Origin of the sequence: Nocardiopsis sp. TSRI0078, assembly GCF_001905145.1 — a bacterium.
Classification (GTDB): domain Bacteria; phylum Actinomycetota; class Actinomycetes; order Streptosporangiales; family Streptosporangiaceae; genus Nocardiopsis.
In genome coordinates, this window is sequence record NZ_LWLB01000036.1 from 12,889 (window position 1) to 28,747 (window position 15,859).

Annotated in this window: 11 protein-coding genes; 2 read left to right on the plus strand and 9 right to left on the minus strand. The window is 71.6% G+C overall.

Annotated elements, in window-relative coordinates:
- Positions 1 to 230: 230 nt before the first annotated feature.
- From A6A08_RS24745 to A6A08_RS24765, 5 genes are all read right to left on the minus strand, one after another.
- Positions 231 to 1,352, minus strand: coding sequence for an FKBP-type peptidyl-prolyl cis-trans isomerase (locus A6A08_RS24745; RefSeq protein ID WP_073705062.1), 1,122 nt, complete (start codon positions 1,350 to 1,352; stop codon positions 231 to 233).
- 208 nt (positions 1,353 to 1,560) lie between these two features.
- Positions 1,561 to 2,919, minus strand: a complete 1,359-nt coding sequence (gene pafA, locus A6A08_RS24750) for a Pup--protein ligase (protein ID WP_073705063.1) — start codon at positions 2,917 to 2,919, stop codon at positions 1,561 to 1,563.
- A 112-nt stretch (positions 2,920 to 3,031) separates the two neighbouring features.
- Positions 3,032 to 3,793 carry a proteasome subunit alpha gene (gene prcA / locus A6A08_RS24755; RefSeq protein ID WP_073705064.1) on the minus strand — a complete coding sequence of 254 codons (762 nt, stop codon included), beginning with the start codon at positions 3,791 to 3,793 and terminating at the stop codon, positions 3,032 to 3,034.
- A 54-nt stretch (positions 3,794 to 3,847) separates the two neighbouring features.
- A complete protein-coding gene (gene prcB, locus A6A08_RS24760; protein ID WP_073705065.1) occupies positions 3,848 to 4,690 on the minus strand; it encodes a proteasome subunit beta in 843 nt (280 codons plus the stop codon).
- 167 nt (positions 4,691 to 4,857) lie between these two features.
- A complete protein-coding gene (locus tag A6A08_RS24765) occupies positions 4,858 to 5,061 on the minus strand; it encodes a ubiquitin-like protein Pup (RefSeq protein WP_073705066.1) in 204 nt (67 codons plus the stop codon).
- Positions 5,062 to 6,160: 1,099 nt separating this feature from the next.
- Here A6A08_RS24765 and A6A08_RS24770 point away from each other — a divergent pair.
- A complete protein-coding gene (locus A6A08_RS24770; RefSeq protein ID WP_073705067.1) occupies positions 6,161 to 7,312 on the plus strand; it encodes a S1 family peptidase in 1,152 nt (383 codons plus the stop codon).
- A 117-nt stretch (positions 7,313 to 7,429) separates the two neighbouring features.
- Here A6A08_RS24770 and A6A08_RS24775 read toward each other — a convergent pair whose 3' ends face one another.
- Both A6A08_RS24775 and A6A08_RS24780 read right to left on the minus strand, forming a co-directional pair.
- Positions 7,430 to 9,043 (minus strand): amidohydrolase, encoded by a 1,614-nt coding sequence (locus A6A08_RS24775; protein ID WP_073705068.1) that lies wholly within the window; start codon positions 9,041 to 9,043, stop codon positions 7,430 to 7,432.
- 96 nt (positions 9,044 to 9,139) lie between these two features.
- Entirely contained in the window at positions 9,140 to 10,438 is a 1,299-nt protein-coding gene (locus tag A6A08_RS24780) for an MFS transporter (protein WP_073705069.1), read from the minus strand.
- A 274-nt stretch (positions 10,439 to 10,712) separates the two neighbouring features.
- Between A6A08_RS24780 and A6A08_RS24785 the strand changes: the two genes are divergently transcribed.
- Entirely contained in the window at positions 10,713 to 12,227 is a 1,515-nt protein-coding gene (locus A6A08_RS24785; RefSeq protein ID WP_073705070.1) for a PucR family transcriptional regulator, read from the plus strand.
- A gap of 63 nt (positions 12,228 to 12,290) precedes the next feature.
- On the opposite strand, the gene dop is transcribed toward A6A08_RS24785, so the two are convergent.
- Positions 12,291 to 13,808: a depupylase/deamidase Dop gene (dop, locus tag A6A08_RS24790; protein WP_073705071.1), complete on the minus strand. Its 1,518-nt coding sequence runs from the start codon at positions 13,806 to 13,808 to the stop codon at positions 12,291 to 12,293.
- A 235-nt stretch (positions 13,809 to 14,043) separates the two neighbouring features.
- Entirely contained in the window at positions 14,044 to 15,837 is a 1,794-nt protein-coding gene (locus tag A6A08_RS28345; RefSeq protein WP_338013142.1) for a hypothetical protein, read from the minus strand.
- Between the last annotated feature and the right edge of the window lie 22 nt (positions 15,838 to 15,859).

Consider the following 15,859-nt stretch of genomic DNA (forward strand, 5'->3'; position numbering starts at 1 on the left):
TGTCTGCGCGCGAAGCGCGGCGTTCGAGGGTGGTGGAGGGTGACGAAGAGGGAGTGTCTGCGGCCGAAGGACGACCGTTGAGGGTGGTGGAGGGTGACGAAGAGGGAGTGTCTGCGGCCGAAGGACGACCGTTGAGGGTGGTGGAGGGTGACGGGAGGGAGAACGCCCCCGCGGAGTCGGCCTCCGCGGGGGCGTTCGTGCGCTCGGGCGCTCAGGGGCGCGGGAGCGGGTTACTCCTCGTTGCCGCCGCCGTCCTCGGGGGCGTCGGCCTCCTCCTCGGTCGAGTCCTCGCCTTCCGCGCCCTCGCCCTCGGCGCCCTCCTCGGTCTCGGCGGGCGGCGGGTTGTCGTAGGCGCCCAGGACGTCGATGACGAAGACCAGCGTTCCGGCGGGGGCGCCCATGGCCTCCTCCTCGGTCTCGCCGTAGGCCATGGAGCCGGGTACGACCAGCATCAGGCGGCTTCCGACCGGCTGGCCGACGATGCCCTCGTCCCAGCCCTCGATGACCGCGCCCGCGCCGATGGTGGTGTCGAACGGGTCGCCGCCGCGGCTCCACGTGGAGTCGAACACCTCGTGGTCGCCGTTCTCGTCGGCCTCCCAGCGCACACCGGTGTACTGGACGATGACCTGCTGGCCCTCCTCCACCTTGTCGCCGTCGCCCTCGATGAGCGGGACGACCTGCAACTCCTCGGGCGGGTCGGTGTCGGGGATCTCGATGGCGGGCTCGCTGTGGCCCTCCTGGGTCACCGTGGGCAGGCCGTCACCGCCGTCGGTGGTCTGCTCCCCGGACACGACCGAACCCTTGTTGAAGCGGTTCATCAGGTCGATGACCAGGACGCTGGCGCCCTCCGGAGCGGGCTGGCCGGAGGCCTCGGCCTGCTGCCTCTCCTCCTCGGTCAGCGGCGGGAAGACGTACACCGCCCGGCTGCCGACGGGCTGGTTGACCAGCACGTCGCCGATCTGCTCGGGCATCTGCTCCATGCGGATCAGGTCGGGAGCGCCGGTCTCGTAGCTGGACTGACCCTCGACGGGCTCTCCCTCGCCGGGGCCGGTCCACTGGTACTGGACGACGTTGGCGATCAGGAGGTCGTCGGCGCGCACCAGTTCGTCCTCGCCCGAGCCCTCGCTGACGATGCCGGAGAGTTCCTCGTCCGGGGGTTCCTCATCGGGGAAGGTGATCTCCGGTTCCTCACCGACCGGGCCGGTGACGGTGGGGATCCGCGAGTCGAGCTGTTCCTCTCCCATACGCAGGAAAGCGGGAGTACGCCACTCCTCGGGGATGTTCGAGCAGCTTGAGACCGCCAGGGCGATGGCGGTCAGCGGCACCGCGAGGGCGGCAGCACGTCGGTGCATGAGTCACAACCTCTGATTTCCGGCTCAGGACAGGCTCACACTACCGAAAAGAAGGGCCGTAACCACCCCCGGGAACGCCACGAACACCGCGACCCGGTCACAGGCGGCCTTTTCGACCGCATGACGGGATCCTGGGCGTGTTCCGCGGGCGCGCACCCCGCCGTGTGGCGGGCGGCGCCCGCGGAAGCACGTCCCGGTTCCGGGAGGCTCACATCCCGGCGATGAGCTTCTCCACCCTCTCGTCCACCGACTTGAAGGGGTCCTTGCACAGTACGGTGCGCTGTGCCTGGTCGTTGAGCTTCAGGTGCACCCAGTCCACCGTGAAGTCTCGGCGCTGCTCCTGGGCACGGCGGATGAACTCGCCGCGCAGCCGGGCCCGCGTGGTCTGCGGCGGTACCGACTTGGCCTCGAAGGTCTTCAGGTCGCCGACCACCCGGTCCATCTGGCCGCGGTTCTGCATCAGGTAGAACAGCCCGCGGTCGCGGTGGATGTCGTGGTAGGTCAGGTCGAGCTGGGCCACCCTCGGGGAGGACAGGGACAGGTCGTGCTTGTCCCGGTAGCGCTCCAGCAGCAGGTACTTGGCGACCCAGTCGATCTCCCGGGAGACGGTTTCCAGGTTCTGGGTCTCGACCGCCTCCAGGGTGCGCTGCCACAGGTCCAGGACGCGCTTGCCGGTGGCGTCGGTGCCGTGCCGGTCGACGTAGCTCTGCACCTTGTCCAGGTACTCGCGCTGGATCTCCAGCGCGCTGGCCTCGCGGCCGTTGGCCAGGCGCACCTTGCGGCGGCCGGTCATGTCGTGGCTGACCTCGCGGATGGCCCGGATGGGGTTCTCCAGCGTGTAGTCGCGCATGACCACACCGGCCTCGATCATCCGCAGCACCAGGTCGGTGGAGCCCAACTTGAGCAGGGAGGTGGTCTCGCTCATGTTGGAGTCGCCGACGATGACGTGCAGGCGGCGGAAGCGCTCGGCGTCGGCGTGGGGTTCGTCGCGGGTGTTGATGATGGGGCGCGAGCGCGTGGTGGCCGAGGAGACGCCCTCCCAGATGTGCTCGGCGCGCTGGCTGACGCAGAACAGGGCACCGCGGGGGGTCTGCAGGACCTTTCCGGCGCCGCAGACGATCTGGCGGGTGACCAGGAAGGGGATGAGCACGTCGGCCAGGCGGCCGAACTCGCCGTGCCGTCCGACGAGGTAGTTCTCGTGGCAGCCGTAGGAGTTGCCCGCGGAGTCGGTGTTGTTCTTGAACAGGTAGATGTCCCCGGCGATGCCCTCCTCGTGCAGGCGCTGTTCGGCGTCGACCTGCAACCCCTCCAGGATGCGCTCGCCGGCCTTGTCGTGGGCCACGAGGTCCACGAGGTTGTCGCACTCGGGGGTGGCGTACTCGGGGTGGCTGCCCACGTCCAGGTACAGGCGGGCGCCGTTGCGCAGGAACACGTTGCTGCTGCGTCCCCAGGAGACCACCCTGCGGAAGAGGTAGCGGGCGACCTCGTCGGGGGACAGGCGGCGCTGCCCCCGGAAGGTGCACGTGACCCCGTACTCGTTCTCCAGCCCGAAGATCCGTCGTTCCACGCGGCCTCACCAACTTCCCGTCACCGGGTGCGGACGACGGGGCCTCGCCGTCCGCACCCGCCCGTCCGGTGCAGCGCCTCGGGCGCGCCGCACCGGGATCATCGTTTCCAGGTCACTCGTCGGCCTCGTCCGCGGCGGCCGTAGCGGAGGCCCCGCCTTCGGAGGCGGCACGCCCGTTGGCCTTGCCCTCCTCGATGAGCCTGGTCAGGCGCCGGCCGTGGACACGGCGGAACTTGCGGTGCTCCCTGGCCCGCTCCAGGATGGCGACCTCCAGGTTGGAGGCCTCCAGCTCACGTTCCTCGCCGTTCTCCCGTGCCAGTGCGTGGGTGGCCGCGTTGAGGGCGGCGCTGAGGGGGGCGTCGGCGGCGAAGCGGTCCTTGAGCACGTTCGACACGTGCTCGGAGGAGCCGCCCACGGCCACGAAGCCCTGCTCGTCCACGATGGAGCCGTCGAAGGTGATGCGGTAGATCTCGTCCTCGTCCGCGGTGTCGCCGACCTCGGCGACGACGATCTCCACCTCCCAGGGCTTGAGGCTCTCACTGAAGACGGTGCCCAGGGTCTGGGCGTAGATGTTGGCGAGCTGGCGCCCGCTGACGTCGCGGCGGTCGTACTGGTACCCGCGCACGTCGGCGAAGCGCACGCCCATCAGGCGCAGGTTCTCGAACTCGGGGTAGCGCCCGACGGCGGCGAAGCCGATGCGGTCGTAGATTTCGCTGATCTTGTGCAGGGTGCGGGACATGTTGTCCGCCACCATGAGGATGCCACCCTCGTACTGCAGGACGACGGCGCTGCGGCCGCGCGCGATGCCCTTGCGCGCGTAGTCCGCCTTGTCCTTCATCTGCTGTTCGGGGGCGACGTAGAACGGCATCGACACCGCGGATCGTTTCCTTACCTAGTCGTGAGATGTCTGGTGTGGGGACGGGGCGGCTCAGCCCAACGGGGCCGTGGGGCCGTCGGGGTTGGCCGCGCGTCCCTCGACCACCTCGGTCGCCAGGCGCGCGACCTCCTCGGTGGGCAGGCGGCGGTGGCCGTCCTCGGTGATGACGTCGACGAGGGGGAAGATCTTGCGGTGCAGGTCGGGGCCTCCGGTGGCGGAGTCGTCGTCGGCGGCGTCGTAGAGGGCCTCCAGGGCGACCTTGGTGGCGTCGGTCTGGTCGAGGTCCTCGCGGTAGAGCTTCTTGACCGAGCCCCTGGCGAAGACCGACCCGGACCCGATGGAGTGGTAGCGGTGCTCCTCGTAGCGGCCGCCGACGGCGTCGTAGCTGAACACGCGGCCCTGTTCGGTGTTCTCGTCGTAGCCGACCAGGAGCGGGACGACGACGAAGCCCTGCATGGCCATGCCCAGGTTGCCGCGGACCATCTGGGAGAGCTTGTTCGCCTTACCCTCCAGGGAGAGCGATCGGCCCTCCATCTTCTCGTAGTGCTCCAGCTCCACCTGGTAGAGGCGGGCCAGTTCGATGCCGATACCGGCCGATCCGGCGATGGCGACGGCGGAGAACTCGTCGGTGCGGAAGACCTTCTCCATGTCGCGGTTGGCGATGACGTTGCCCTGTGTGGCCCGGCGGTCGCCGGCCACCAGCACGCCCCCGGGGAAGGTCAGGGCGACGATGGTCGTGGCGTCGGGAGTGAGGTGCTCGGTCCCGCCGCCCGGGGGCAGCTTGTGTCCGGGCAGCATCTCGGGGCTGACCGAACTGAGAAACTCGGTGAAGGACGAGGTCCCCGCACTCATGAAAGCGGCAGGCAACCGTCCGCCCTCGAACCCTTCGAACACGCGACTCCCTCCACTAGCGCCCCACCCCTGTGTTGGGGGCGGGTGGGGCGCACTTGCTCTTGTTGACGTCGGCCGGACCGTGCTCCGGCCGTTGGGACTGACCCTAGTCCTGCGTACGGCGGGGCCGGCCGCGCTGGAATGCGCTGTCAGCGAACCGCCGTCGGGGGCTACTGGCCGCCCTTCTGCACGAACTGCCGGACGAAGTCCTCGGCGTTGTTCTCCAGCACGTCGTCGATCTCGTCGAGGATGTCGTCGACGTCCTCGTCCAGTTGGTCCTTGCCCTCCTGGACGTCGGTCGCGGCCTCGGTCTCCTCGACCTCCTCGTCGCGGCGTGAGGTGTGCTTCTGACCGCCGGTGTCCTTCGTCGCCATGGCTTCCTACCTCCCGTTCGGGATCCCCGTTCGGGGCTCTCGCCCTTATCTTGGCCCAACACCGGGCGACTCAACCCCCTTCCCGGGGCCCGATACCCGCTAGTTACCTTGGGTCGTCCCGCATGCCCGTGCACGTGCCCGTACAGGTGTCGACCGCGCTTCGGGCGTGTCCCGCACCCGTGTGGGAAGCGCCGCGGCGACGACCGTTGCGCCGTTCGTCCCGGTCCCGGGTCCCGCCCCGGGACGCGCGCCCTCCCCGGCCACGCGGCCACCCGGTCTCGAACACGCGCTCGACGGAGCACCGGCCCGGCCTTTCCGAACCGCTCCCCCGTGCCCGTCCCGTCACGGGCGCCACCCGGCACCGGTGACCGCATCCGGCCATACCGCACCCCTTGCGTTACCCACGTGCTTGTGGATGGAAAACAACCTTAGCCAAACCGCCCGAGGCCGAACAGACCAGCTCCACAGGCCACACAGTTCGACACGGTCCGCCCTTCCCCGCCCCTCCCCTTCCGGCGCGAGGGGACGGCTCCCGCGCGCCGGCGCCACCGGCGGCGAGCGCGGCGCCCCGCGCGGGCGGGAGCCGGAGCCGGCGTGGCCCCGAGCGCCGGACACGGGAACTGACGCGGGTGCGACCGGTTCCGGCCAGGCGCGCGCCCCTCTGTGCGCATTCCGAACCGGTCATTTCCCTCCTCCAGGGAACCTGTGACCTCTGGAGTTACATCCATGTAGCCGTGCGATCACAGATGGCACCCGGTACCAGTGTCCGCATCCGGCCACCGAACACCCCTTGCGCCCGGTGGGCCACTTCGATCCGTGATCACGCGAACGCAAGGACCGCGAGGTCGCACGAACGGCGACTACGCGTAGCCATCACGGAACAACGGGTCATAGGATAATCCCTTGTCCTTCTGAATGGATCTACACGAAGAGGGTCTTTTCACCGACAAAGTGTGCACTTATGGTTAGGCATCGTTTACCGGATGTCTCGGTGAACTTCGGGAGTTGGACCAACTCCAGCTCCCGAAAGGGGCTTTCCGTACCTACCGGAATGGAAGCCCCGTCCACCCCCGTCAATCCCCCTGGAGAGTTAGGGACTATGCGACCCTCCCCCGTTATCTCCGCCGTCGGCACAGGAGCACTGGCCTTCGGCTTGGCACTGTCCATGGCTCCGGGAGCCCTCGCGGCGACCGGACCCGCGCCCCAGGCCCCCGTCGCCGACGACAGCGCCTCCAGCATGGTGGCCGCGCTCGAGCGAGACCTCGACCTTTCCCCGTTCGAGGCCGAGTCTCTCCTCGAGGCACAGGAAGAGGCCATCGACACCGATGCCGAGGCCACCGAGGCCGCGGGAGACGCCTACGGCGGCTCCCTGTTCGACGCCGAAAGCCAGGAGCTCACCGTCCTGGTGACCGACGCATCGGCCGTCGAGGCGGTCGAGGCCACCGGCGCCGAGGCCACCGTGGTCTCCCACGGCGCCGACGGCCTGGCCGAGGTCGTCGAGGACCTCAACGAGGCCGAGGCCAGTGAGGGCGTCCTCGGCTGGTACCCGGACGCGGCCAGCGACACCGTCGTGGTCGAGGTGCTGAAGGGCTCCGAGGCCGACGTCGACGCCCTGATCGCCGACGCCGGCGTGGACGCCTCCGCCGTCCAGGTGAAGGAGGCCGGCGAGACCCCGCAGACCTACGCCGACATCATCGGTGGCCTGGCCTACTACATGGGCGGCCGCTGCTCGGTCGGCTTCCCGGCCACCAACAGCTCCGGCCAGCCCGGTTTCGTCACCGCCGGCCACTGCGGCACCGTCGGTACCGGCGTCACCATCGGCAACGGCCGCGGCACCTTCGAGCGGTCGGTCTTCCCCGGCAACGACGCCGCCTTCGTCCGGGGTACGTCCAACTTCACCCTGCACAACCTGGTCTCCCGCTACAACGGCGGCTACCAGTCGGTGACCGGCACCAGCCAGGCCCCGGTCGGCTCCGCGGTGTGCCGCTCCGGCTCCACCACCGGCTGGCACTGCGGCACCATCCAGGCCCGCAACCAGACCGTGCGCTACCCCCAGGGCACCGTCTACTCGCTCACCCGTACCAACGTGTGCGCCGAGCCCGGTGACTCCGGCGGCTCGTTCATCTCCGGTTCGCAGGCGCAGGGCGTCACCTCCGGTGGCTCCGGCAACTGCTCCTCCGGCGGCACGACCTACTACCAGGAGGTCATGCCGATGGTGAACTCCTGGGGCGTGCGCATCCGCACCAGCTGACCCCGTCCCCTGACCAGTCCCCCGTCCGCGCGCAAGGCGCGGGCGGGGGACGCCCATGTGCACGCGGAGTGCGGGCGGCGACGCCCGTGCGCGGAGGCGCACGGTGGCCGAAGGGCCTCAGGCGACCCGGTGGGCGATCCGCCCGTCCAGGACGGTCAGCCACGCGTTCACCTCGCGCAGGCGCTCCTTCGGCAGGCCCTCGACGTCCTGGTCCAGAACCACCAGGTCGGCCAGGTAGCCGGGGCGCAGCGCGCCCAGCCGGTCCTCCACACCCAGCGCGTGGGCGGCGTCCAGGGTGTGGGCGCGCAGGGCCTCGTGCAGGGTGACGGCCTGCTCCGCGCCGATCAGCTCGCCCTCACGGGTGGTACGGCACACGGCGTTGGCGACCGTGTCCATCGGGCGCAGGCTGGAGACGAAGGAGTCGCTGGACAGGACCGGGCGCAGCCCCAGGTCGAGCTCCTCGCGCATGGGCTGGAGCCGGTGGGCCCGCTCCCCCAGGCGGCGCAGGAAGTCACCGCCGCTGTCGTGGAGGAAGTTGGGCTGGTTGACCGGGATGACCCCGTACTCGGTGAAGCGCTTGGCCTGCTCGGGAGTGGGATGGCCGCAGTGCTCCACGCGCGGGCGCGGATCGGGGCCGGACACGCGCGCGGCCGAGGCGATGGCGGCCAGGGTGTTCTCCATGGCGGCGTCGCCCTGGGTGTGGACGGCGATCTGCCAGCCCTCCCGGGCGGCGCGCGTGACCAGGTCGACGAGCTGGTCGGGGTGGTGGTAGAGGCTGCCCGCGAACTCTCCGTGCTCGCCGTAGGGAACGCTGAACTTGGCGGTGCCACCCAGCAGGGTGCCGTCGGAGTAGAACTTCATCCCGGTCAGCCGCAGCCAGTCGTCGCCGAACGGACTGGCCAGTCCGGCGAAAGTCAGCGCTTCCAGCTGGTGGGAGAGCGGCATGCCGAACGTGCGCAGCGGCAGGGTCCCGGCCGCGCGGGCGGCCCGGTACGTGCGCAGCTCGCGAGCCGAGACCTGCGGGTCGCACACGGTGGTGACCCCGGCCGACAGGTAGGGCCCCGCGGCGGCGGACAGCCAGCCCAGGAGCTGCTCCGCGGGCAGGTCGGTGTGGAAGTTGGGGCCGTGGCAGCCGATGTCCACGGCCAGGGGCAGCAGCAACTCCATGGCCGAGTCCAGGACCATACCGGTCAGGCGCCCGCCCTCGTCGCGGACGAAGGAGCCGCCCGCCGGGTCGGTCACGTTCTCGTCGATGCCGCTCCAGGCCAGGGCGGCGGAGTTGACCACGGCCTGGTGGCCCGAGACGTGGTACACGATGACCGGGTGCTCGCTGGTCGCGTTGTCCAGGTCCCTGCGGTGGGGGCGCCCCCCGGGGAACTTGGCGTCGTCCATGTGGAAGGCGCGGATCCACTGCCCGGCGGGGGTGCGTTCTGCCTCGGCGCCGATGACGGCGACCAGGTCGGCCGCGCTGCCCACCCGGGGGTACCCGGCGTCGACGGCCGCCAGGGACTCCGCGGTGGACAGCAGGTGGTTGTGCGGGTCGATGAACCCGGGCAGGACGGTCCGCCCGCCCGCGTCCACCTCCACCGCGCCCGGACCGGCGGCGGCTCGGGCGGCCTCGACGTTCCCGGCCAGGCGGACCCGGCCCTCGCGCACGGCCACGGCGCTGGCCCGGGGGTTGGTGTCGTCCATGGTCAGGACGTTGGCGTTGTGGATGAGCAGTCCGGACACGGGTGCGGTTCCTCCTCGGTGGGCGGCCGCCGGGCCGGTCGGCCCGGCGGCGGTGGTGGTGAACGACGGGCGCGCGGCGCGGACCGGCGGACCGGGTCAGGCGGCGGCCAGGTCGGCGTCGCGGTACCGGGGCGCCCTGGCCAGGCAGACGATGCTGACCAGGGACATGGCCATCAGCAGCCCCGCCACGGGCAGGATGCTGCCGGTCGCGGCGAGCAGGGCGGTGCACACGATCGGGGACAGGCCGCCGAAGACCGCGCCCGCGACCTGGTAGGCGATGGAGATGCTGGTGTAGCGGGCCCGCGGCGGGAACATCTGGGCGAGCACTCGGGCGATGGGCCCGTAGACGGCGGCCATGGCCAGGCGCATGACGCACAGCGCCACGAAGATCAGGGCGGTGCTGCCGGTCTCCAGGACCAGGAACTGGGGAAGGGCCAGCACGATGACGCCGACCAGGCCGATGGTGACGACGCGAACGGTACCGAAGCGGTCGCCCAGCCAGGACACGCCCAGGGTGGCGACGAGCTCGACGAACGCGGCCAGGCTCAGGCCGTTGAGGATGACCTGTTCGCTGATGCCCACCTCGGTGACCCCGTAGGCCTGGAGGAACGTGGTGACGACGTAGTAGCCGCCGACGGCCACCGGCAGGACGCCGATACCGAGCAGCAGGGGGCGCCAGGAGGTGCGCACGGCCTCGCGCAGCGGCAGCTCCTCGTGGCCGCCCTGGTTCTCCCGGACCGCCTCGAAGACGGGGGACTCCTCCACCTTCAGGCGGATGAACAGGCCCACCAGGACCAGCAGGACCGAGGCGAGGAAGGGCAGGCGCCAGCCCCAGGTGTAGAGCAGGTCCGCGTCCCAGAAGGCGATGAGCCCGAAGGAGCCCGTGGCCAGCAGCGCGCCGGCCGGGTTGCCGAGCTGGGCGAAGGAGCCGTAGAAGGTCTTGTGCTCCTCCGGGGCGTGCTCGACCGCCATCAGGACGGCGCCGCCCCACTCCCCGCCCACGGCGATGCCCTGGACGAAGCGCAGCAGGACCAGGAGCAGCGGGGCGAGGAACCCGGCCTGCTCGTAGGTGGGCAGCAGGCCGACGCAGAAGGTGGCCACGCCCATCATCAGCAGGGTGACGACCAGCGCGGACTTGCGGCCCAGGCGGTCGCCGAAGTGGCCGAAGAGCACACCGCCCAGGGGCCGGGCGAAGAAGCCCACGGAGAAGGTGGCGAAGGAGGCCATCAGGCCGATCATGGGATCGGTGTCGGGCGGGAAGAACAGTGTGCCGAACACCAGGCTGGCGGCCGTGGCGTAGACGTAGAAGTCGAACCACTCGATGGTGGTGCCGACGAAGGCCGCTACGGCCGCGCGCGCGGGGTGCGAGGACGTGGGGGCGGTCCGTTCTGACATGTGTACTCCGTTGCGCGTTCGGTGCGGCCGGGATGGTCGGCGTGCCCTTCCCCGGACGGCCGTGCCTCCTCCGGAAGGCCCTGCCTCGGGTCCTCGGCCCGGGACGGCCCTGCTGGGGACGCCGGGGCGGGTGACGCCGCCGGCCACAGCCGGTGGTTCAGGTGTGGTTGTGACCGTAGACACGCGGGAGTCGTCCATGCCAGGACGATCCGCACTCCACCTGCTGTTACACATGTGCGGTGTGCACAGTCCGAGGAAGGGGAGGAGGAGGGCCTTGGCGATCACGGTCCGCGACATCGCCGCGAACCCGGCCCTGGAGGTACGGGTGGCGGCGGGGGGTTCGGGGCTGGACCGGGTGGTCCGGTGGGCGCACGTGATCGAGCTGCGCGACCCCGTGCGGTGGCTGCGCGGCGGAGAACTGGTGCTGACCGTCGGGCTGGGGCTGGGATCCTCGGAGGAGGAGCGCCGCGCCTACGTGCGCCGGCTGCACGGTGCCGGGTGCGTGGGACTGGCTTTCGCCATCGACGTGTGGATGAGCGGCGTCCCGCCCGAGGTGCTGGCCGAGGGCGACGCTCTGGGCCTGCCGGTCCTGCGTGTGGAGGGGGATACCCCGTTCATCGCGGTGGTGGAGGCGGTCGCCGACCACTACGCGGCCGAGCGCACACGCGAGCAGCAGCGGGTCCTCACCGCGCAGGACGCGATGGCGCGTGCCGCGCTGCGGTCGGGTCCGACCGGGGTGATGGGCGAACTGTCCTCGGCGACGTCCGGAGCGTCGCTGCTGCTGGACCGCAACGGGATGACGAGCACGGCGGTGCCCGACGCCGAACCGCCATGGCACGCGCTGGTGCGCTCGGCGCTGGCGGGGCGCCCCCGCGGGATGACGGTGTTGGCGGACGGGGACGCGACCGTCCTCCTGCAGACGCTGGGGCCGACCGGCCGGACGCTCGGCTGGCTGGCGCTGCACTGCCCGTTCCCGGTGACACCGCACGTGCGGGTGCTCGCCAACCACGCGGCGTCGCTGCTGGCCGTGGACCTGCTGCACTCGCGCGACGCCCGACGGGCGCTGTACCGCGAACGCGCGCCGGTGCTGCTCGCCGCGGTGACCGGGCGTTCCCGGGCGCCGCTGACCCTGCCCGCTCCCCCGTGGGAGGTGGTGTGCTTTCGCGGCGCCTCCCCCGCCCCGCTGCTGGACCAGGCCGCGGACGCGCTGACCGACGTGCTGGGCGACACCGAGGCCGCCCGCAGGTCCGGGCTGTGCGTCGTGGACGGGGCACTGGTGGCGGTCCTGCCCGACACCGGCGGCGGGCAGCGGCTGGGCCGACGCCTCTTCTCGGTGCTGTCCGGCCTGCCCGACGCCCCGCGCGCCGCGGGCGCCTGCGGCGCGCGGGGCCCGGACGACCTGCCCTCGGCCGTGGAGCGGGCCCGGCAGACCGCCACGGAGGGGTACCGGCACGCGGACGAGAGCGACGCCTGGTCCCTGCTGCGCTCATCGGTTCCGCCGGAGGGTGCGCGCGCCTTCGACCATGCCGTGCTCGGACGGCTGCGGGCCCACGACGCGCGCAACGGCACGGACCTGGCGCACACCCTGCGCCACTACCTGGACAACAGCTCCCAGGTGGAGGCGACCGCCCGTGACCTGGGAGTACACCGCAACACCCTGCGGTCGCGCCTGCGTGTCGCCGAGCGGGTCATGGGCCGCACGCTGGACGAGCCCCGGACCCGCCTGGAGCTGTGGACCGCCCTGAGCCTGGAGCCGATGCGCTGCCACGACGGCACCTGGCACGCCTGAAGGCCCCGCCCGGCCGCCGGAGCCCGGCGGCCGCCCCGTGCGGGGCCCGGGTGCGCCCCGGGCTCAGCGTCCTCCGGTGAGCACCGAGACCAGGTCGACGGCGGTGTCGGAGGCGTCCAGCAGGTCTCCCACGTGCTCCTTGGTCCCCCGGAGCGGCTCCAGGGTGGGCACCCGCTGCAGGGAGTCGTAGCCCGGCAGGTCGAATATCACCGAGTCCCAGGAGGCCGCGGCCACCTCGTCGGCGTACTTGGCCAGGCAGCGTCCCCGGAAGTAGGCCCGGGTGTCCTCCGGCGGCTCGGTGACCGCGCGTGTCACCTCGGGCTCCTCCAACAGGCGCCCCATCCGCCCGCGCGCCGCCATGCGGTTGTAGATCCCCTTGTCGGCCCGCACGTCCGAGTACTGCAGGTCCACCAGCTGCAGGCGCGGGTGCGACCACTCCAGGCCGTCGCGGGAGCGGTAGCCCTCCAGCACCTTGAGCTTGGCGACCCAGTCCAGCTCGGTGGCCAGGTCCATCGGGTCGCCGCCCAGGCGGTTGAGCACCGACTCCCAGCGGTCCAGGACGTCGGCGGTGTCGGCGTCCACGTCGGTGCCGAAGCGGTCCTCCACGTACTTGCGGGCCTGGTCCAGGTACTCGCACTGCAGCTCCAGCGCGGTCATCCGCCGCCCGTCGCGCAGCCGCACCCGGTGTGTGAGGCCCGGGTCGTGCGAGACCGCCCGCAGGTCGGCCACCGGGGTCTCCAGGGACAGGTCCACGCTCAGGAAGCCGTCCTCGATCATCGACAGCACCAGAGCGGTCGTCCCCAGCTTGAGATAGGTGGAGATCTCGCTCATGTTGGCGTCGCCGATGATGACGTGCAGCCGCCGGTAGCGGTCGGGGTCGGCGTGCGGTTCGTCCCGTGTGTTGATGATGGGACGCTTCAGGGTGGTCTCCAACCCCACCTCGACCTCGAAGAAGTCGGCGCGCTGGGAGATCTGGAACCCGGTGCCCTGCCCGTCGGAGCCGATGCCGACCTTGCCCGAGCCCGTCACCACCTGCCGGGAGACGAAGAACGGGATCAGGTGCCGGACGATGTCGCCGAAGGGCGTCGACCGGTTCATCAGGTAGTTCTCGTGGCAGCCGTAGGAGGCGCCCTTGTTGTCGGTGTTGTTCTTGTACAGCTGGATGGGTTCGATCCCCGGCGTGGCCGCGGCCCGGGCCGCGGCGTCGGCCATCACCCGCTCCCCCGCCTTGTCCCAGAGAACCGCGTCGCGCGGGTTGGTGACCTCCGGCGCCGAGTACTCGGGATGGGCGTGGTCCACGTACAGGCGGGCGCCGTTGGTGAGGATGACGTTGGCCAGGCCCAGGTCCTCGTCGGTGAGCTGGGTGGGGTCGGCCACCTCACGCGCCAGGTCGAAACCGCGCGCGTCGCGCAGCGGGTTCTCCTCCTCGAAGTCCCAGCGGGCACGTCGCGCCCGGGCCGCCGAGGCGGCCAGGTAGGCGTTGACCACCTGGGTGGAGGTGACCATCGCGTTGGCCCCGGGGTTGCCTGGCACGGAGATTCCGTACTCGGTCTCGATACCCATAATCCGCCGCACACTCATGGTGAGAGGTTATCCACCGTGGCCCGGTCTTGAACGCCTACGCGCCAATTGTGGCCCAAGTGCCGTGTTCCCGGGCGTTTCGCGACAGGCGAGGCACCGCTGTCATCCCAGGTCATCCCCCCTCACGCGAGGGCGGAACGCGCCGGCGGGCCTGAGAACTTCCCGTCGCGGCCACACGCCTTCCGGCGCCGGGACACGGGCCCCGGACCCGGCGGCGCCGGATCCGGGGCCGCCGTCACCGCGAACGGACCTCGTGGTCGCCGCGCAGGATCCGGTCGACCAGGTCCTCGCGGAGCGTCCCGTATCCGGTGGCCGCCCACACGCTCTCCTCCGCGGGCACCTCGTAGTAGGGGACCTCACGGCCGCGGTGGCGCGCGGGCAGGACGGTGGGGCGCCGCCGGTCCCGGACGGCCCTGGCGCACGGGGCGCACAGCGGCACCGTGACGTCACCGCGTCCGCCGAACTCGCGCCACCGCGTCATCCTGGTGTCGGTGCCGTGGAGCGGGTTCGCGTAGCAGTGCGAGCGCACGGGCGTGGAGCGCCGGCGGCCGGCCGGGCGGGTGGCCCGGGCCATGTGGTCCTCGGCCGTGTCCAGCAGCACCAGCACCCCGGCGATGTCGGCCAGCGTCCCCTCGGCGGGGAGCTCGTCGTAGACCCGGCGGGCCGCCGCGTGCGCGTCGAGCGCCTGGTGGAGCGCCTCGGTCGCGGTGGGGTCGTCGGCGACCGGTACGGCACGGCTCACCCGTTCGCCGACCTCCACCAGCTCCCTGCCGGCCCGGGCGGCCAGTTCGTCCCTGCGGGCCTGGTTCGCGTTGTCGAAGGCGGCGTGCTGGGGCAGCGACGGGACCCCGCGGGGCCTGCGCCAGCGGAACAGGCCCACGCCCAGCCCGAGCAGGGCGAGTCCGGCCAGGATCCAGGGCAGCACCGTGAACAGCACGTACGTGCCCGGGCCGAGTGAGTGGTACCAGTCGAGCACCCCCGGGTCGCGCTGTTCGTCGGCGGCCGTGTAGATCCCCTCGGGGTCGTCGGACAGCGCGACGTCCACCGCCCTCTCCACGCGCTCCGCGACCGGAGCGTCGTAGCCCATCTCGATGGAGACCGTCTGGGAGCCGTAGAAGGCGCGGCTCACCTGGGTCGCGCTCCCCGTGGAGAAGTCGTGCCCGGACAGCCTCTCCCCGTCCAGGACCAGGTAGTGTCCCTCGCCGCCGATCCTGTCGTGCACGGCCGCCGCCATGAGGTCCGCCTGGCCGTTCCAGTCCCCGCCCTCGATCAGCGGGACGGCCAGCACACGCAGCGGCACGCCGGAGTCGGTGATCCGCTGCCCCATCTCCTGGGCGGGCTCCTCGGGGAAGGCACTCGCGTAGGAGGGGTCGACGTGGACCGGCGCCTCCTCGAGTTCGGCGACGACCCGTTCCGTCGCACTCGTCTGCTCCTGGACCGTGTCGGCCCGGCTCACCGCCGGCGCGGCGGGCAGGAGGGCGAGGGCCGAAAGCGCCGCCACCACGGCCGGCCAGGAGCGGACGGATCGGTGCTCAGCGAACATGGGACTCCCCATCAGGTCTTCGGCTTCGAGTCGGCCCCTGGCCCCGTATGCGGTCACGACCCACCGCCGGGCCAGTTCCATGTGCGGTCGGCGTCCGCCCGAGGGGACGGCGACCCTGAGTGTGCGGCGCTCGCGCATCCGGTCCGACAGCAGGGAGCAGGAGGCGCACACGGGCTGCCGGTGACGGGGACCGTGCAGGGCCGACGGGCCGTGCAGGGGATTGACCATACAGACCGGGACATCGGCCCCGGCCGCGGTGTCGGGGTCGGAGTCGAGCCGACGCACCGCGCGGTCCGCCAACACCACGACCCCGACCAGGTCGAGTTCGTCCGGTTCCCCGCTCAGGACGGCCATGGCCGCGTCGGTCTCGCGCAGGGCCCCGTCCAGGCCGACGCGATCGTCCGGAGCCTTCTGGACCGCCTTGGCCGCACGGCGAACCGCCCGGTCGGCACGCGGCCGCAGGAAGTGTCCGGGAACGGTGTTCATACGCGTCACCGCGCCGAGCCCG